Annotated in this window: 16 protein-coding genes; 7 read left to right on the top strand and 9 right to left on the bottom strand. The window is 63.3% G+C overall.

Annotated features, from left to right (window positions below; genetic code table 11):
* From ABIE18_RS08565 to ABIE18_RS08555, 3 genes are all read right to left on the bottom strand, one after another.
* The coding region (locus ABIE18_RS08565) for a hypothetical protein (RefSeq protein ID WP_499722258.1) at positions 1 to 370 on the bottom strand (370 nt) is incomplete at its 3' end.
* A 53-nt stretch (positions 371 to 423) separates the two neighbouring features.
* Positions 424 to 828: a (R)-mandelonitrile lyase gene (locus ABIE18_RS08560; protein ID WP_499722257.1), complete on the bottom strand. Its 405-nt coding sequence runs from the start codon at positions 826 to 828 to the stop codon at positions 424 to 426.
* Between the two features lie 21 nt (positions 829 to 849).
* On the bottom strand, positions 850 to 1,788 hold the full coding sequence (locus ABIE18_RS08555; protein WP_499722256.1) for a helix-turn-helix transcriptional regulator: 939 nt from the start codon (positions 1,786 to 1,788) through the stop codon (positions 850 to 852).
* Positions 1,789 to 1,918: 130 nt separating this feature from the next.
* On the opposite strand from ABIE18_RS08555, the gene ABIE18_RS08550 reads away from it, so the two are divergent.
* Entirely contained in the window at positions 1,919 to 2,962 is a 1,044-nt protein-coding gene (locus ABIE18_RS08550) for an NAD(P)-dependent alcohol dehydrogenase (RefSeq protein WP_499722255.1), read from the top strand.
* An 81-nt stretch (positions 2,963 to 3,043) separates the two neighbouring features.
* Positions 3,044 to 5,755, top strand: a complete 2,712-nt coding sequence (hrpB, locus tag ABIE18_RS08545; RefSeq protein ID WP_499722273.1) for an ATP-dependent helicase HrpB — start codon at positions 3,044 to 3,046, stop codon at positions 5,753 to 5,755.
* Between the two features lie 19 nt (positions 5,756 to 5,774).
* Here the strand turns inward: hrpB and ABIE18_RS08540 are convergent, their stop codons facing one another.
* The gene (locus ABIE18_RS08540; protein ID WP_499722254.1) at positions 5,775 to 7,436 is read right to left on the bottom strand and encodes an amidohydrolase; all 1,662 of its coding nucleotides are present in this window, start codon (positions 7,434 to 7,436) and stop codon (positions 5,775 to 5,777) included.
* Positions 7,426 to 8,883 carry an APC family permease gene (locus tag ABIE18_RS08535; RefSeq protein WP_499722253.1) on the bottom strand — a complete coding sequence of 486 codons (1,458 nt, stop codon included), beginning with the start codon at positions 8,881 to 8,883 and terminating at the stop codon, positions 7,426 to 7,428. The genes ABIE18_RS08540 and ABIE18_RS08535 overlap by 11 nt, the downstream gene beginning before the upstream one ends.
* A 155-nt stretch (positions 8,884 to 9,038) precedes the next feature.
* On the opposite strand from ABIE18_RS08535, the gene ABIE18_RS08530 reads away from it, so the two are divergent.
* From ABIE18_RS08530 to ABIE18_RS08520, 3 genes are all read left to right on the top strand, one after another.
* Positions 9,039 to 9,656: a TetR/AcrR family transcriptional regulator C-terminal domain-containing protein gene (locus tag ABIE18_RS08530; protein ID WP_499722252.1), complete on the top strand. Its 618-nt coding sequence runs from the start codon at positions 9,039 to 9,041 to the stop codon at positions 9,654 to 9,656.
* Positions 9,653 to 10,399, top strand: a complete 747-nt coding sequence (locus ABIE18_RS08525; protein WP_499722251.1) for a M50 family metallopeptidase — start codon at positions 9,653 to 9,655, stop codon at positions 10,397 to 10,399. Before ABIE18_RS08530 ends, ABIE18_RS08525 begins: the two co-directional genes overlap by 4 nt.
* Positions 10,400 to 10,543: 144 nt before the next feature.
* Positions 10,544 to 12,628, top strand: coding sequence for an elongation factor G-like protein EF-G2 (locus ABIE18_RS08520; protein WP_499722250.1), 2,085 nt, complete (start codon positions 10,544 to 10,546; stop codon positions 12,626 to 12,628).
* A gap of 4 nt (positions 12,629 to 12,632) precedes the next feature.
* On the opposite strand, the gene ABIE18_RS08515 is transcribed toward ABIE18_RS08520, so the two are convergent.
* A complete protein-coding gene (locus tag ABIE18_RS08515) occupies positions 12,633 to 13,298 on the bottom strand; it encodes an alpha/beta hydrolase family protein (RefSeq protein ID WP_477515574.1) in 666 nt (221 codons plus the stop codon).
* A 113-nt stretch (positions 13,299 to 13,411) separates the two neighbouring features.
* On the opposite strand from ABIE18_RS08515, the gene ligD reads away from it, so the two are divergent.
* Both ligD and ABIE18_RS08505 read left to right on the top strand, forming a co-directional pair.
* Entirely contained in the window at positions 13,412 to 14,437 is a 1,026-nt protein-coding gene (gene ligD, locus ABIE18_RS08510) for a non-homologous end-joining DNA ligase (protein WP_499722248.1), read from the top strand.
* Positions 14,438 to 14,451: 14 nt separating this feature from the next.
* Positions 14,452 to 15,576, top strand: a complete 1,125-nt coding sequence (locus ABIE18_RS08505; RefSeq protein ID WP_499722247.1) for a serine hydrolase domain-containing protein — start codon at positions 14,452 to 14,454, stop codon at positions 15,574 to 15,576.
* Between the two features lie 36 nt (positions 15,577 to 15,612).
* Here ABIE18_RS08505 and ABIE18_RS08500 read toward each other — a convergent pair whose 3' ends face one another.
* The 3 genes from ABIE18_RS08500 to ABIE18_RS08490 all read right to left on the bottom strand — a co-directional run bounded on the left by ABIE18_RS08500 (position 15,613) and on the right by ABIE18_RS08490 (position 18,120).
* On the bottom strand, positions 15,613 to 16,233 hold the full coding sequence (locus ABIE18_RS08500; RefSeq protein ID WP_499722246.1) for an L-threonylcarbamoyladenylate synthase: 621 nt from the start codon (positions 16,231 to 16,233) through the stop codon (positions 15,613 to 15,615).
* A gap of 20 nt (positions 16,234 to 16,253) precedes the next feature.
* Positions 16,254 to 17,069 carry an ABC transporter permease gene (locus ABIE18_RS08495; protein WP_499722245.1) on the bottom strand — a complete coding sequence of 272 codons (816 nt, stop codon included), beginning with the start codon at positions 17,067 to 17,069 and terminating at the stop codon, positions 16,254 to 16,256.
* 76 nt (positions 17,070 to 17,145) lie between these two features.
* On the bottom strand, positions 17,146 to 18,120 hold the full coding sequence (locus tag ABIE18_RS08490; RefSeq protein WP_499722244.1) for an ABC transporter ATP-binding protein: 975 nt from the start codon (positions 18,118 to 18,120) through the stop codon (positions 17,146 to 17,148).
* Positions 18,121 to 18,206: the final 86 nt, after the last annotated feature.

The following is an 18,206-nucleotide window of genomic DNA, read 5'->3' as shown; positions in this document are numbered from 1 at the left end:
ATTCCAACGCCTGGGCGCTGTCAGCCAGCGCCCCCTCAAGTCCCAACGCACCGTCAAGCCCGTGGGAAACGCTAAGCCCCTTGGAACCATCAAGCCCAGGGGAAACGCGCAGCCCTGGGGAAACAGGAACGACGTCAGCGCCAACTTTAGGCTCGACGTCACCAGGGGCAGAGAAGGGCCGTGGTTCAATGCCGCGAAGCAGCGCCATGGCCCGGGCGTTCTCCGAATCGGTGACTGCCGCCGTCGGGCTTTCCCAGCCCGCTTGCGCGTTGGCAGGCACGGAATGGCCTGCTCGGGGGAGGCGTCGGGGGCGCAACGTGGCGCCGGACATCGCTGCCCGACGCGCCAGAATATCCCCAATGCTTCCCATAAATAAACCCTCTCATCAGGGTCTGACATTTTTAGGAAGCCCGCTAAAAGCCCTCAGCCCGGATGGCCATACTCCTCATCTGTCACTAGCTCGCCCCACGTTGTTTCGGAACCGTCGGTGGCTCCGGTGGTTTCCCACATGGCAAGGTGGCTCATGAAATGGTCCGGAGCAGCACCGTGCCAGTGCCATTCGCCCGGCGGCGTATAGATGGTGTCACCTTGACGCACCACCTTCACCTCGCCTCCGCGCGCCTGGACCAGGCCCACACCGTCCGTCACGTGGAGCGTCTGACCAGCCGCGTGGGTGTGCCACGCCGTTCTCGCGCAGGGAGTGAAGCGGACGATGTTCACCCGCAGTCGGGAGGGCTCGTCTCCTTTGGCGATGACGTCGAAGTAGACGTCGCCGGTGAAGAGCCCTGACGGTCCCTTGGTGCTGGTGGTCTTGGGGGTTATGTCCATGGTTCCTTTTTCGTTGCGGAATTAGTTGCGGTTCGTCTTGCGGAGGTCGTGGCCGGATGCAGACGCGCCCGTTTCAGACGTGCGGGATTCAGACGCGTCAGCTTCGGACGCGTGCGTGGTTGCCGCCCAACTCGCCAGCAACCGCAGGGCATCCTCGGTTCCGGTGCCAGGCTCCGCGTTATAGATAGTCATGGTCAGGCCGTCGTCAGCGGACAACTCAAACGCCTCATAGAGCATGTGCAGGTCCCCGACGATCGGATGCCTGAACTGTTTCTTCCCGGTGTAGTGCTGCCGGACGTTGTGCGCCGCCCAGCGAACACGGAATTCTTCGCTGCGGGTGGACAGCTCACCCACGAGGTCGGTGAGTCCACGGTCGTAGGGGTTACGCCCGGCCTCGGTCCGCATGATGGCCACGGTGTCGTTGGCAGCCCGTTCCCAATCGGTATAGAAGTCATGGCTGCGGGGATCCAGGAAGAGGAAGCGGGCAAGGTTGGGCGGTCCGGAAGGGGTGTCGTAGCTATCCGAGTACAGTGCCCTGCCCAAGGCGTTGGTAGCGAGGATATCGAGCCGGCCGTTGCGGACAAAGGCAGGCGAATGCGCGATTGCGTCCAAGGTCAGTTGGACACCCTGTCGGATGGACTGCTTCCGTACCGGACGCCGTCGCAGCCGGCCGCCGTCGTTGGCCGCACGGGCGAGGTCGAAGAGGTGTGCCCGTTCGGCGTCGTCCAGTTGCAGGGCGTTGGCCAGTGCCTCGAGGACGCTCTCCGAGACGCCTGAGAGGTTCCCCCGCTCCAAACGGGTGTAGTACTCAACGCTTACGCCGGCAAGCATGGCAACTTCGCCGCGTCGGAGCCCAAGGACGCGCCGATTGCCGCCATAGGCAGCCAGCCCAGCTTGCTCGGGGGTGATCTTCGCTCTTCGGGTAGAGAGGAAATCGCGCGTCTCGGTCCGGTTGTCCATGTTTCCAACGGTATGACTTTTGGCCCTCCAAGGGAGTCACTGTCATTACCCCTAACAGCAGTAACTCCTTGCATTTTGGAAAAGAGGGTTAGATGGAAACATCCACTAATCTTCATCACGCAGGAGAAACATGCCTTCCGCTAACGCTTATGCTTCACCTTCGGCCACGGGCGACCTCACCCTGACCACCATCGAACGTCGCGAAGTTGGACCTCACGACGTCCACATTGACATCAAATTCGCTGGCATCTGTCACTCGGACATCCACACCGTGCGCGGGGATTGGGGCCCTCAGCAGTACCCGCTGGTCCCTGGCCACGAGATTGCCGGCATCGTTACCGAAGTTGGCCCGAACGTCACCAAGCACAAAGTGGGCGACCGGGTTGGTGTCGGCTGCATGGTTAACTCGTGCAAAGAGTGCAGGAACTGCTTGGCGGGCGAGGAACAGTATTGCCTCAACGGCAACGTGGGCACCTACGGCGCAGTTGACCGTGACGGCACGATCACCCAGGGCGGATACTCGAGCAGCGTGGTCGTGAACGAGGACTTTGTCGTCACCATCCCTGAAGCGCTGGATCTCGACGTCGCCGCACCGCTGCTGTGCGCAGGCATCACGACGTTCTCCCCGCTGCATCACTGGGAGGCCGGTCCTGGCAAGAAGGTCGCGATCGTGGGCTTGGGCGGCTTGGGCCACATGGGGGTCAAGATTGCTCACGCCATGGGTGCCGAGGTGACGGTCCTCTCGCAGTCCCTGAAGAAGATGGAAGATGGCCTGAACCTGGGCGCTGACCACTACTACGCCACCAGTGATCCTGCCACGTTCGAGCAACTGGCAGGCACGTTTGACCTCATCATCAACACCGTCAGCGCGTCCATCGACATCAGCGCTTACCTGCAACTGCTGAGCCTTGACGGAACGCTGGTGAACGTTGGCGCGCCGGCCGAGCCGCTGCCCGTGAATGCTTTCGCCCTCATCGGTGGGCGCCGCAGGTTCGCCGGCTCCATGATTGGCGGAATCCGCGAAACCCAGGAGATGCTGGACTTCTGCGCCGAGCACGGGCTCGGTGCCGAGATCGAGGTCATCCCGGCCAGCAAGATCAACGAGGCCTATGAGCGCGTGCTCGCCTCCGACGTGCGTTATCGCTTCGTCATTGACACGTCCACCATTGGCTAACACGCTGGCTTAAAAGCACCACCACTGAAGGGGCCACGCCTCCTCAAGCCGTCAGGTTGACCGAGGGGCGTGGCCTTTTTAGTGCTGGCGAGCAGGGACAATGGTGTGGTGACTTTCAGACTGGACACCATCGGCGCAGGGCTGGTCTTCGCTGGTTCCTTGGCAAAGCTCGGCGCCGCTTTGGAGAGCCAGGGCGACGGCGGAACGGTGGTCGTCCAGGCACCGCCCGGGACAGGAAAGACCACGCTGGTCCCTCCACTGCTTGCCAACCTCGTGGAGGAGAGGCACCCAGGCCAGCCCCGCGTCGTCGTCACCCAACCGCGCAGGGTGGCCGCGCGCTCAGCCGCCCGCCGTCTTGCCTCACTCGACGGCAGCCGCCTGGGCAGCCGAGTGGGTTATACGGTCCGCGGCGAGAGCAAATCGGGTTCGGACACTGTGGTGGAGTTCGTCACTCCCGGCATTCTCTTGCGGCGCCTCCTGGCTGATCCGGGACTTGAGGGTACGCAAGCGGTGATCCTGGATGAGGTCCACGAGCGTGGCCTCGAAACCGACCTGCTCGTCGGGATGCTCGCGGAAGTCCAGGAACTCCGCGGCGACCTCGCGCTGGTGGCGATGTCGGCAACCGTTGACGCCACTCGCTTCGCCGCCCTGCTGGGACGAAGCGGGTTAGGGCCAACCGGGTTTGGGGAGGCCGCCGACGGCGCGCCGGCTCCCGTCGTCGACTGTCCTTCCGTGTTGTACGCCCTGGAGGTCCAGTGGGTTCCGGCCGTAGGTCAGCGCCTGGACGAGCGCGGCGTTGCATACAGCTTTCTGAACCACGTTGCCGAAACAGCGGCGGCTGCGCATGAGGAAGCGCTCAGGGGAAACCCCGACGTTGACGCTCTGGTCTTCCTCCCAGGCGTCCGCGAAGTGTCCGACGTCGCCAGCCGGCTCCGCGGGCGGGTCCGGGCCGGTGTTGAGGTACTTGAGCTGCACGGCCAGATTGGTCCCGACGCCCAGGACCGGGCGGTTTCAGGCCGGGAACCCGGCGACCCTCCTCGAATTATCGTGTCAACGGCGTTGGCCGAGTCGTCACTCACGGTGCCGGGTGTCCGGCTCGTCATAGATTCCGGCCTGTCACGTGAACCGCGTCGTGACGCGGGCAGAGGCATGTCCGGACTGGTGACGGTGTCCTGCTCGAAGGCTTCGGCCGAGCAGCGGGCCGGACGCGCAGCGCGCCAAGGACCAGGCAGGGTGGTTCGGTGCTACGACCAGCAGGCCTTCGCCGCCGCGCCAGCGCATCAAACCCCCGAGATTTCGGTGGCCGACCTCACCAGCGCCGCTCTGGTGCTCGCTTGCTGGGGAGCCCCCGGGGGCCGTGGGCTTGCACTGCCCGACGCACCACCGCGTGCCGCTATGGATGACGCCGTCGAGGTCCTGCGGGAGCTCGGTGCGGTGACAGTGGAAGGAACTGTCACGGACTTGGGCAGGACGCTCGCGAAGATCCCGGCAGACCCTCGGCTCGCCCGCGCACTGCTGGATGGTTCTGCGCTGGTTGGCCGTCGCCTTGCCGCTGAAACGGTGGCACTGGTAGCCGGTGATCAACGCGCGCCTGGTGCCGATCTCACAAAGCTCTTGGCGGCAGTTCGTTCCGGATCAGACCCGGCAGCCCGACGATTCGCCGAGGACGTCAAACGGATGGAATCGATCGCGCGCCAGAAGACCTCCGACGTCGCAAATCAACAAGGCATCGATGAACGACGGGCACTGGATGTGTCAGTGGGGGAGGCACCCGGGTTCGTGGTCGCGTTGGCCTTCCCGGACCGTATTGCCAGGCGGGTTCCCGGCCAAGGGGCACCGACATATCTGCTGACATCGGGCACCAGGGCTGGTCTGCCCGCAGGTAGCTCGCTGGCCGGGCATGACTGGTTGGCTGTGGCGGAGGTTTCCCGCGCCCAAGGCAGGGACGCCGCGGGCACGGGATCCGTGATCCGATCGGCGGCGCCCCTGTCCGCTGAGCTGGCGACCGCTGCGGCGCCGGAGCTGTTGGTCGAGGACGTAACGGCACGCTTCGCCCAAGGGCGGGTGACCGCCAAGGTTGAGCGGAAGCTGGGAGCCCTTGTGCTGGCCTCGACGCCCGTGCGCCCCAGCGTGGAGCAGGGCCGCCAAGCTGTTGCGGTTGCACTGGAAAAGGCAGGACTCTCGATGATCGGGTGGTCCGCTGCGGCAGATGCGCTGCGCCGACGTCTGGCTTTGTTGCACCGGGAGCTCGGCGATCCATGGCCTGATGTCAGCGAATCCGCGCTGTTGGCCAGGTTGGATGACTGGCTTGCCGCGGAGCTCGAATCCATGGCCACCGGGACCCCCGCCACCGCCATTGACCTCACCGATCCACTCCGGCGCCTGCTTCCGTGGCCCGAGGCCGCCAACCTGGACAGCCTGGTGCCTGAGCGCCTTCAGGTGCCCAGTGGCTCGCGGGTGAGGATCGAGTACCCGGAGGTCTCTGAGGGCTCCGGGGTCCTCGATCGAAAGAATGCGGAGCACGACGGCGGTAGCCCGGTTGTGGCGGTCAAGCTGCAGGAGTGTTTCGGCTGGGACCGCACGCCTCGCCTTGTTGGCGGAAGGGTGCCGGTGCTTTTCCACCTTTTGTCCCCCGCAGGCAGGCCATTGGCGGTGACAGGCGACCTCGCATCGTTTTGGTCAGGGCCCTACGCCCAGGTCCGGGCAGAGATGCGTGGGCGCTACCCCAGGCATCCCTGGCCCGAAGATCCATGGACAGCACTGGCTACGGCCAAAACCAAGAACCGCATGTAGCCCGCCCGATCAAAAAACGCTAGGCAAGCCTTTCCAGCATGAACTGGATCTCGCCGCCCACGAACGTACCTACTGCGCTGCTGGCGGCCAACTCGTCCGGGGCGGTGGTCAGTGGATCGCGCTCGAACGCGGTAAAGTCGGCGCGTTTACCCACCGTGATCGAGCCCGAAACGTCCCACAGTCCTGCAGCGCGTGCGGCGTGTGAGGTGTAGCCCTCAAGCGCCTGGAGTGCGGTGAGTGCCTGGGAAGGTGCGATGGGTTCCTGTTCCGGATAGCCGGAACGGCGCCGCAACTGGGCGTCTGCAATGATCGGCAGGGGCTCGTAGGGCGCAATCGGCCAGTCTGAGCCGATACCCACGGTCACTCCAGCCTCGCGGAGGTCCCTGCAACGCCACGCGTGGTCGGCACGGACCTTGCCAAGCCTGGTAGACCAATTGTCGCTGTGGTCCGCCACGGAATAGTGCGTGCAGTGCGTGGGCTGCATGCTCGCCACCACTTCGGCGTGCTGGAAGCGTTCCACCAGCTGGTCGGGCACCGTTTCGATGTGTTCAATCCTGTGAACCGTCTGGCGGAGCACGTCCGAGGGCACAACGCCGCGGAGCGACTCCAAGGCGTCCAGGACATGTTCCACGCCGGCATCGCCAATCGCGTGGGTCGCCGTCGGGATGCCGCGGGAGGCAAAGTATCGAACCGCTGCTGTGTATTCTTCGGGCCGCGGCCAGAATGGCGCAGTGGATTGGCCGTACAGGTCCGGCTCGTAAAGCCACGCGGTCCCGTTGTCCACGGTTCCATCAACGAACAGTTTGATGGCCTCGATCGACCAGCGGCGTCCGCCGGTGCCTACAGTGCGGGAAAGTTGCTTCCACTCGGCCTCGCCAGTGCCCGGCATGCACCACGGCGCACTGCGCAGGCGCAGGGGCAGCTCGCCGTCGGCTTCCAAAGCCTGAAACAGGGCCGTCGATTCCTCGTCATGGTCCATGATGTGCCCGCCGGTCAGGCCGGACCGGGCGAAGTCCCGGAGCAAGTTGCCCAGGCGGGTCTTGCGTTCCTCAAACGATTCCTTGGGAATGTGACGCTGCACCAGTTCAATGGCCGCCGCTTCCAGGAGCATCCCGGTGGGGACGCCGTCGGCGTCGCAGACCACCTCGGCGCTCTGTTCAAATTCAACGCGGCCACGGATCCCGGCCACTTCCAGTGCCCGGCTGTTCGCCAATGCCGAATGGCCGTCGAACAACCGGATCATGGCCGGCCGGCCTCCGGAGACTTCGTCGATCACACTCCGGTGCAAGGGTACTGGACCAAACGCGTTCGGATTCAGGCCCCAGGCACGCAACCAGCCGCCGTCGTTCACTGATTCTGCGAATCGGGCTGACTCTGCCAGCAGCAGCGCGCGTATTTCAGCCAAAGTGGACGCGCCGGACAGATCGCAGCCAATGGTCAGGTCCAGGCCAAACACGGGGTGGATGTGGCAATCCACCAGGCCGGGCGTGAGTGTCGCACCGCCAAGATCCACTACCCGGGTACCCGGCTTACGCCACTCCTGCGCATCCTCCCGGGATCCGACGGCGGCAATCATCCCTGCGCTGACGGCGACGGCCTGGATGTCCGGCCGGAAGCTGTTAGCCGGGCGGTCATCGAGCGTGTGGATGGTGTCGGCAAGGACGATGAGGTCAGGAGTCATGGGTTTCGAAGCTTCCAATCCGGGCGAAGATGTCAGGGCGGGTGGTGCGCAATCTGCGGGCTATCAGCAGGCCTGCCAGGAAAACAAGGGGGGTCACCAACAGGAGGATGGTGTTGGTGAGGGCATCGGCGAAAGTCAGGAGCTCGATGTTGATGGCGATCAGGGCAACCACGCCGAAGAGCAGGATGGCTGAAGCGATGCTCAAGGGAATCAGCAGCCGGTTGGTCACGGCCTCAGGATTGCGCCGAAGATAGATGAAAGCTGCCACGGACACCAGTCCCTGCAAGGCGACAATGCCGAAGATGCCGGGGGTGTTGACCCAGATCAGAAGCTGCTTGTAGGGATCGGCGCCTGCGATGGCGCAAATGATGATGGAGACGGCGGCGAGGGCTGTCTGGATTTGCCCGGCGCGGTGCGGGGACTTGTACTTCGGGTGGGTCTTGCCCAGGAATGCCGGAAGGACGCCGTCTTTGGCGAGCATGTAAACGTAGCGGTTGATGGCATTGTGGAATGCCAGCTGGGAGGCATAGACGCTGGTCACGATCAGCACGTACATGACAACTTCTGCCCAAGGACCCACGTAGTGGTTGATGGTGGCGAAGAACATACCGTCGGCCAATTCACCGGCAGCGGCCATCACATCACCGTCGCCGTAGGCCTGGATGACTGTCCACACGATGAAGGCGTAGAACACGGACATAAAGCCGACGGCAATGTAGGTTGCCCTGGGCACAGACTTGTCCGGGTTGCGGGCCTCACGGCGGTACAGCACCGTGGACTCAAAGCCCATGAAGGCGGCGAAGCAGATGGCAAGGATGGCCAGGACGCCAGGCGTGAACGCATGCTCGGGGGAGAAGGAGGCAACGCTGATGCCATGTGCGCCGCCGTTCGCCAGAATGCCGGCGCCCATGACGACAAGAATGGCGGTCTCGGAAATAAGCAGCACACCCAGGACCTTGGCCCCAACGTCGATGCCCCGATAGCCAAGGAACCAGACGGCGGCAACGGCCACCAAGGCTACGGCGGGCCATGGGACGTCCAGGCCGAAGAGTGTCCGGAGCATGGCCTGGGTCTGGACTGCGAAGAGCCCGTAGACGCCGATCTGCAGGCAGTTATAGGAAACGATCGCGAGAATGGCGGAGGCCAGACCCACCGTTTTTCCCATGGCAAGTGTGATGTAGGTGTAGAAGCCGCCGGCTGCTTTGACGTGCTTGGTCATGGCCATGAAAGCCACAGCGAAGATCAAGAGAACGGCGCCGGCGATGACGTAGCCCATGGGGGCGCCAATGCCCCCGATGCCAATGGCCACAGGTGCCACACCGGCCATCACGGTCAAGGGGGCTGCTGCGGAGATCACAAGGAAGGCAATGCCGCCGGTGCCAATGGCGTTCTTCTTGAGCCCGTTTCCAGCATCCGCTGCAGGAGGGCGGGTTTCGATTTCAGACATGGTGTCCTCGGAGGTCTAATGCGGGGAGATTTGGGGGAGGAGCCGATCGATAAGCGAAAGGCTTTCGTTTATCGTAAGGCCTTGTGATTGGGGGCACAATACCTTTGCCCAAACTTCTGGCTAGAGTCGTAACAACACATTGATTGGAGAACCCAATGCCACGCCCACTGGTTCCGCTGATATCCATCGACGCACTCGTCACGGCCGCCTTGGAGCTGGTGGACGAGGCCGGGGACTTCAGCCTGCCCAAACTGGCCAAGAGGATCGGCGTCAGCCAATCTTCCATTTACAACCACGTGAGCGGGCGGGAAGAAATATTGGAGCTCATGCGCGGGCGGATCATTGCCCAGAGCCCCTACACCCTCCATGAAGGTATGGACTGGGAGGATGCCCTCAGGGCTATAGTCCGAAGCTACCGCGACGCGTTCGCCCGGCACCCCCGGCTGGCGCCCCTGCTGGTGTTGCAAACGGTGCAGGACGATCAGGTGCTGGCTCTCTATGAGAATCTGGCGGTCGCCTTGGAAACCGCCGGTTTCCAAGGGCAGGATGTGGTTTCGGCGATCTCCACGATCGACAGCTTTGCCTTGGGATTTGCCTTGGATCTGGCCGCTCCCGACGTCGTGTGGGCACCTCCGGTTCACGGCTACCCGGCCCTTACCCAAGCGCTAACGCATGCGGGTCCGCCGGACCGGCGTGGTGAAGCAGCCTTCGATTTCGGTTTGGAGATCCTGGTTGCGGGACTCCGTTCACGCCTCAAATCGTCGGTGCTGTGAACCCTGCTGTGAACCCTGTACAAACCTGGTGGGCGGCTGTGGTCCGTGGCTTCACCGACGTCCACACTACTGCCGTGCCCCTACCTGCGTTGTTGGCGATTCTCGCCGCAGCAACCATATTGAGCATCCCTCGAGCCACGTGGCGATGGTTCGGTCTGTACGTGACCTTCGTCCATGAGCTTGGCCATGCCTATGCTGCCCTCATGACGGGGCGATTTGTCCACAGTCTTCGCATTGGACTGGATCATTCGGGCCGCCTCGTCAGCAGCGGCCGGAGCCCCTTTGGTGCGGCCTGGTCGGGGTTCTGGGGATATCCAGCGCCAGCAGTCGTGGGACTTGCCTTGATTGCCGCGTTCGCCGCCGGCCGATCAGGGGCTGCGATGTCTTTAGGTGCCCTCATCCTGCTGGTCTCCCTGATTTTCCTGCGCAACCTGACAGGGATCCTCGTGGCGGTGGTCAGCGCAGCTATCGCCCAGCTTTTGGTCTTCTTCGGATCGCCCACCATCGTCAACTATGCTGTGCTGGCCCTGGGAATCGCCCTGTCAGTGGGTGCCGTGCGCGACCTTTTCAAGCTCGCCGGCGTCCATACACGGCGCCGGGACCGGCTCGCAGCGTCGGACGCCTACATCCTTGGCCGAACCACGGGTGTCCCATCATTCCTGTGGTTGACAGGATTCTTCGTGGTCATCACCGGAAGCACAGTCACCTCAGCATGGTTGTTATGGGGGATGGTCCGGGCCTAGTACACGTTGGCCGCTTCACCCCCGGCTCTTCGTCCGCGGCTGGGTCTTGCCCTGTGGTCGCCTCAGGGTGTCCAATCCTCTTACACGTTCGAACCTTTCGGCGCGTTCGAACTCCGAGCTTGGATACGACACCAGGAGGTGCTCATGTCCGCGAAGGGCACACGGGAGACGGCCAAGGCGGCCGGACCCGGCACACCCGAGTCCCGACGAAGCGAGAACGGTACGGCTCTGGCGGCAAGTGATCCTGCCAAGATACGCAACGTGGCACTCGTGGGGCATTCAGGTGCGGGGAAATCGATGCTGGTAGAAGCGCTGTTGGCTGCCACCGGCGCCATCGCCAGGATGGGCTCGATCACCGAGGGAACCACCGTCAGCGATTCAGACCCTTCAGCCATCCATCAGCAAAGGTCCGTCACCTTGTCAGTGGCCCCGATACTGGTGGGCGAGGTAAAGGTGAACCTGATCGACACTCCGGGGTACACGGATTTCACGGGGGAATTACGAGCAGGATTGAGGGCCGCCGATGCGGCCCTCTTCGTCGTCTCCGCCGTGGACGGCATCGACGGCGCCACCATCGCGTTGTGGGGTGAATGCGAGAAGATCCGTATGCCGCGGGCTGTCGTAGTCAGCCGCCTGGACCATCCCCGCGCGGACTTCAGCGCCGCCGTCGTGCGTTGCCAGGAAGCCTTCGGTGAGTCTGTCCTCCCGCTATACCTGCCCTCCGGCGGAGGGTTGGCAGCGGTGCTCGATGGGAACAGCGATGATCCTGCCGTGGAGGAAGCCCGCGGTCCTTTGATTGAAGGGATCATTGCCGAAAGCGAAGACGAGACTTTGATGGACCGCTACTTGGGCGGTGAAAAGTTGCCGCTGGAGGACCTCATCACGGACCTGGAAACCGCTGTGGCCAGGGGCTCCTTCTTCCCTGTGATGGCTACCTCGGCGGAGACGGGTTTGGGGCTTCCCGAGCTCATGGCACTGATGATTGATGCTTTGCCTTCGCCGCTGGAACGCATGGCGCCGCCAGTGATGAAACTCGATGGTTCGTCCTTGAAACCACTGGAGTGCGATCCTGCAGGACGCCTGGCTGCCGAGGTGGTGCGGACCACGGTGGACCCGTTCCTGGGCCGCGTCTGCCTGGTCCGTGTTTTTTCCGGGACTCTGCGTGAAGATTCAGCCATCCACATCGGCGGCAGGGGATTGGCGGACAGGGGCCACGAGGACCACGACAGCGATGAACGCGTCACGCATCTGTATTCGCCCGTCGGATCGAGCCTGAAGGCTGTTTCGCAGTGCATCGCCGGTGACATTTGCGCCATCAGCAAGCTGGCAAACGCGGAAACCGGGGACACTGTCTCGGACAAGGACGCCCCACTGCTGATCGAAACCTGGAACATGCCTGAGCCGCTGATGCCCATAGCGATCGAAGGAATGTCCCGTAGCGATGAGGACGCACTGGCCAAGAGCATCGGGAAGGTAGTCGCAGCAGATCCGACGCTTCGGGTGGAACGCAATCAGGACACGCACCAGTTGATTCTGTGGTGCATGGGTGAAGCTCATGCCGAGGTGATACTGGACAGGCTGCGCAACCAGGGCGTCAAGCTTCAAACAGTGGAGGTCATCACGCCGCTGCGGGAAACCTTCGCCAGCAAGGCCGCAGGGCACGGCCGGCATGTCAAGCAATCAGGCGGCCATGGACAATTCGCCATCTGCGACATCGAAGTTGAGCCGTTGGCGCGCGGGGAGGGGTTTGAATTCGCTGACAAGACGGTGGGCGGTGTTATTCCCGGTACGTTCGTCACTTCCGTGGAAAAGGGCGTGCGCTCCCAGATGCTCAAGGGCGTTTCGGCCGGGTTCCCCGTGGTGGATATCAAAGTCACCTTGGTGGGCGGAAAAACCCACAGCGTGGATTCCTCCGACGCAGCCTTCCAGGCAGCCGGTGCGTTGGCGCTTCGCGAAGCCGCGGCAACGGCCAGGATCCAGTTGCTGGAGCCCGTGTCCGCCGTAGTGGTCAGTGTCCCGGACGAACACGTGGGGGCGGTGATGAGCGATTTGTCGGGCCGGAGGGGACGGGTGACCGGAACTACGGCAGCCAACGGCGAAGGTACTGAGATTACGGCCGAAGTTCCTGACCAGGAACTTCTGCGCTACGCCGTTGAACTTCGGGCCCTGACAGCGGGCACCGGCCGCTTCCGGCGATCCTATCTGCGTCACGAACCGGTGCCGAAGTAGTTCCTCAACTGTTGTCCCTGATGAACCCCGCTACCGCGGGTGCAAGCGAGGCACCTATCTCGGCGGCACTGCGCTTGAGGCCCTTGACCACGAACGAATGGTCGGCATTTTCGCTCCACTGGAGAGTCGCCGTCGGGCCAATCCTGGCCACCACAGACTCCAGAAGTTCCGGCGTCGCGAACGTATCGCGGGTGCCCTGGAGGAAGAGCATGGGCACGGTTATCCCGTAGAGGTGTTCATCGCGGAGCTTCTCCGGCTTGCCCGGAGCATGGAGGGGATACCCAAGGTACACCAGGCCACTCGTGGGCATTCCCTCAGCCACGGCCATGGATGCCATCCGACCCCCAAAAGATTTTCCCCCTGCCCACAACGGTTCATCGCCTGCGAGCTCCTCGGCCTTTTCCATGACGGCCCGCCACGTGGCGATGGCTGCCGGCGGACGGTCGGGGAACCGTCGCCCCGCTTCCCGGTACGGAAAATTGAAGCGCAGCGTACTGACGCCTTCCTCCGCCATCGCATCGGCAAATCCCTGCAGGAAGGGGTGTTCCTTTCCTGCTCCGGCGCCATGGGCAACTACGAGGGTGGCGAACGACTTCTCCGGACGAACGTGGATTGCCGATACCTTGGTGTCTCCCACGGCAACAGTCAGGGCGGTTTCAGTGTTTGGCATGTATCCATCATGGTGCAGTTTGGCCTTGGAGCTGTCAGGCACTACTTCGCGTCGCCCGAAAAAAGGAACGCGGGATGCTGACGGGAACGCCCTGGACGGGGTAGCTTGTGGCCATGGCGAGCGAATCAGCAACAGTCTCCGTGCCCGGTCCCGAGGGCCCCCGCGAAGTCCGGATTTCAAGTCCAAGCCGCGTCATGTGGCCTGAGGCCGGGCTGACGAAACTGGACCTGGCCAACTATTTGGTGGATGTGGGCGATGCTTTTGTGGCGGCCAACGGCAACCGGCCCGTCAGTCTCCAGCGGTACTCGGGCAACATCGAGGGCGAGATGTTCTTCTCCAAGAACCCTCCCAAGGGTGCGCCGGAGTATGTCCGCTCGGTCATGGTGACCTATCCGAGTGCCCGGACCCATCCGCAGTTGGTGATCGACGAACCCGCGGCCGCGGTGTGGGCAGCGCAAATGAACACGGTCGTTTTCCACCCGTGGGCTTCCCGTGCCAACGATCCCGACAATCCGGACCAGCTGCGTATCGATCTCGATCCCCAGCCTGGAACCGACTTTGGCGACGCCATACCGGCTGCGCAGGAACTCCGGGCATTGTTGGACGAAGCCGGGTTGACGGCCTTCATCAAGACCTCGGGCAACCGGGGACTGCATGTGTACGCCCCCATCCACCCCAAGCATGAGTTCCTGGAAGTGCGCCACGCGGTGATCGCTGCGGGCCGGGAGTTGGAGCGACGGATGCCGGAGAAGGTCACCACCGCATGGTGGAAAGAAGAACGCGGGACCAGGATCTTCGTGGACTTCAACCAGGCCAACCGGGACCGGACGATTGCCGGTGCATACAGCCCGCGTGCCGTGCCAAATGCACAGGTATCGTGCCCGTTGGCGTGGGAAGAGCTGGAGAATGCAGATCCGGCCAATTACACCATCACCACAGTCCCGGACCGGCTGAAGACAACGGGCGACCCTTGGGCCACTATGCATGAGAAGCCCGGAGACATCGACGTCCTTCTGCAATGGTGGGAGCGCGACGTCAAGAACGGCCAAGGCGAAATGCCGTTCCCACCGGAGTTTCCCAAGATGCCGGGCGAGCCCATGCGGGTGCAGCCGAGCCGGGCCCGCAAGCAGGAGGAGTAACCGCAGGAGCAGGTGTGCATCCAGGTTCACGCAGGGGCATTTTGACCGCAGCGCTTGTGTGCGGCCTGTTCCTCGCTGGCTGCACGGACGAACCGCAGCCCAACCCGCTTCCACCGGGACCGGTGACAAGCTCGACGGCGGTCCCTCCCATGGTGCCCGCGCCGCCCTCCACGGCGCCATCACCCTCACCACCGGTAACACCCGCCTTTCGCGAGCTGCAGGCAACTTTGGAGCTCTTTAGCCGCGAGATGCTCCAGAACGGTGCGCCAGCGGTGCTGATAGAGGCCAAAGCCGGCCAGCAAGTGTGGACGCATGCGGCAGGCGTCAGGAGCCTTGAGGGCGGCGACCCCGTCCAACCGGGTGATCCCATCCGGGTGGGCGGCCTCACGCGGACCATGGTGGCAGTTTCCGTGCTGAAGCTGGTGGAAGAAGGCCGGCTGGTACTTGACGATTCGATCGCAAAATACCTGCCGGGGATCGAAGTCCTCCTGCCACCAGAGCCAGCACGGGTGACAGTCCGGCACTTGCTGGGCCACACCACAGGGATTCCCTATGCCACCGGACTTTCGGATTATGCAGTCCTTGGCTTCTTGGTGGAGCGGCTCCGCGGCGCTCCACTGGCGGCGGTGCTGCGGACCGAGATCCTGGATCCTTTGAATTTGCACTCAACCATGGTGCTGGATGAAGGCCCCCTTCCTGACCCCCTGGTCCATGGTTATGCAGTGGTGGGGGGTGAAACAGTGGACGTCACGCATTCGGCGCAGCAAGGTGGCCCGGCTTCGGAGGGCGTGGTCGCCAGCGTGGCCGACATCAACGCCTTCTACGCCGCGTTGCTCAAGGGACGGCTGCTGTTACCGGACAGCCTCGTGGAGATGAAGGGTTCGGTTTTCGCCGATTACGGACTCGGCCTGGACCACTGGAAGGACAGTTGCACCAACGGTTTCTATTACGGACATTCAGGTGACGTACCTGGCTTTGGCACCATCTCAATCAGCAGCGCTGATGGGAACCGTCAGCTCACCATTTCCTTGGCCTACCCGCCGCTGCCGCTGTCTACGCGGCCCTCGGCCATCGCTTTGGAACTGACAGGACTCGCCCAGGTTGCGTTAAACGCCAGTTGCCGTTTCCAGTTCCGCTGAACTTAGGACAACGTTGCACCGGGGACACTAAAGGCCCTATTCGAACCGCGAAGGATCGCCCGTTCCGCGGCGAACTACTTCTGCCGCGCCGCTGGAGAAGTCGATCACTGTGGTGGGCTCGGAACCGGTATCGCCGGAATCGATCACTGCGTCTACTTCGTTGTCCAGCCGTTCCTTGATTTCCCAGCCTTGGGTCAGGGGCTCCTCCTGGTCAGGCAGCAGGAGGGTGCTGGAAAGCAACGGTTCGCCCAGCTCCGCAAGGAGCGCCTGGACTACTTTGTGATCCGGAATGCGCACGCCCACTGTCTTCTTCTTCGGGTGGAGCAGGCGCTTGGGAACCTCGCGGGTTGCCGGGAGGATGAAAGTGTAGCTGCCCGGGGTGACGGCTTTGATGCTGCGGAAGACGTCGTTATCGATCATCACGAACTGCCCCATTTGGGCAAAATCCTTGCAGACCAGGGTGAAGTGGTGTTTGTCGTCCAGATGCCGGATGGTCCTGATGCGATCCAATGCTTCCCTGTTTCCGATCTGGGCACCCAGTGCGTAGCAGGAGTCGGTGGGGTAGGCGATCAGCCCGCCGCTTTGCAGCATGTTAACCACTTGGCTGATGGCACGTGGTTGGGGATCTTCAGGGTGGACGTCAAAGAATCTGGCCATGGAGAGAGCCTACGGCAAAGCTAGGACAGGATGTCTTTGGTGGAGAACTTCCCGTAGGCCAGCGCGCCGCAGACGGCAATGTAGCCGGCTTGGAGCAGCGCGTTTTCGCCAAACGATGTCCAGGAGACCGGTTGCCGCAAGAGGTCGGCGAAGCCCAGCCAGTGGTGGCTGAACAACCAGGGATGCAGCCACTCCAGTTGTGGCAGGTTGTCCAGTACTTGCGACACCACCGAGAGGACGATGGTGGCGGCCATCGCCCCCACGGGCACGTCCGTGAAAGTGGAGATGAGCAGCCCGATCGCGGACAAGCCCAGGAGTGAGACCGTGATGTAGGCAGCGATCAGCAACGACCTCAGTACGGACTCGCCTACCCCGATCGTGTCGCCGGAGAGTAGCGTCACAGGACCGATGGGGAAGAACACCACGCCGGCCAAGGCACCTGCCGCTGCGACGGTGGCCGTAGCAGCACAGCAGAAAGCGACGGCCCCGGCGTACTTGACCAGGAGCAGGCGGATACGCCCGGCCGGTGCCAGGAGAAGATAGCGCAAGGTTCCGAGGTTGGCCTCTCCGGCGAAGGTGTCTCCTGCCACCACACCGATGGTGAGGGGGAGGAACAGAGGGACACAAACAACCAAGGCTGTCACAGCAACAAAGAGGCCGTTCTGGGTGATGCGATCCAAAAATAGTGGCCCTCGGCCCGGTGTCGCGGGCCGGGACGAGAGCTTGACGGCAAGCGCGATCAGGATGGGAACTGCGGCGAGGGCCACCAGCATGGCCCAGGTCCGGAGGCGACGAAACAGCACGGATAATTCCGAGCCAAGCAACGCCCACCCCATCCCGGGACGGACAGCGCTGTCTTTCGAAGTACCAGTCGTTCCAGCCCTTCCAGCAGTCTCAACACTGTCACCCGTTTCAGCCGACAACGTCGAACCCCTCTCCGGTCAGGGACACGAACCGCTCCTCCAGGCTTGCATTCTCGACAGTGAAACCCCTGACCCGGACGCCGTCGGCCACCAAGGCGGCAACGATCTCTTCAGGCTCAACGCCGTCAAGTCCGCTTCCTTGGATCACACCGTGGCCAGGCGGTTCGCCGGGTACCAGACCCAGGCGGGCCAGGACACGGGCGGCACGTTCGACGTCGGGCGTTCGCACCAGGACGTGCGCTTGCCCGGCAGACCGCAGTTCATCCAGCGGTCCTTGGGCCACCAGCCGTCCGGCACTCATGACCCCCACATGGGTGCACATCTGTTCCACCTCGGCCAGGAGGTGGCTGGAAACGAAGACGGTGGTCCCGCCGGCGGCAAGGGAGCGCACCAGGCTGCGTACCTCCCGGGTGCCTTGAGGGTCCAGTCCGTTGGTTGGTTCGTCGAGCACCAGCAGTTCCCGCGGCCGGAGCATGGCGTTGGCAAGCCCGAGGCGCTGTTTCATGCCGAGTGAGTAGGCACGTACTTTCTTCCCCGCGGCGTGGCTCAGCCCAACGCGGTCCAACGCCTCGTCGACCCGCTGGCGTCGGGTGGAAGAGGATGCATGGCGGTCCGCGGAGTCCAGCCGCAGGAGGTTGGCCGCTCCGGAAAGAAACGGATAGAAGCCTGGCCCCTCCACCAGCGCGCCCACCTCGGGCAACACCGAAGCCAACTGCTGCGGCATCTCCCTGCCCAGAACCCGTATTTCGCCACGGTTCGCTGAAGCCAGGCCCAGCAAAACCCGGATGGTGGTGGTCTTTCCCGAACCATTGGGCCCCAGGAAGCCGAAGACCGCACCACGGGGGACCGCAAGATCAATGCCGTCCACCGCGGAACGGTGCCCAAAGCGCTTCACGAGGCCATGGGTTTCTATGGCAAGGTCAATCGGTTGGGAGCCAGGAGCGGCTTCACGGATCTCCGTCACAGGGCGCCAATCATAGGGTGCCGATCATTGGGCGCCGATCGTAGGGCGCCGTTCACAGGTTGACCGTCCGTTGTGCACCGATCACT

The organism is Arthrobacter sp. 2762 (genome assembly GCF_040548745.1).
In the GTDB taxonomy this organism is placed as follows: Bacteria; Actinomycetota; Actinomycetes; order Actinomycetales; family Micrococcaceae; genus Arthrobacter.
Note: the sequence above shows the minus strand (reverse complement) of the source record. Positions and strands in the feature narration are given on the sequence as shown.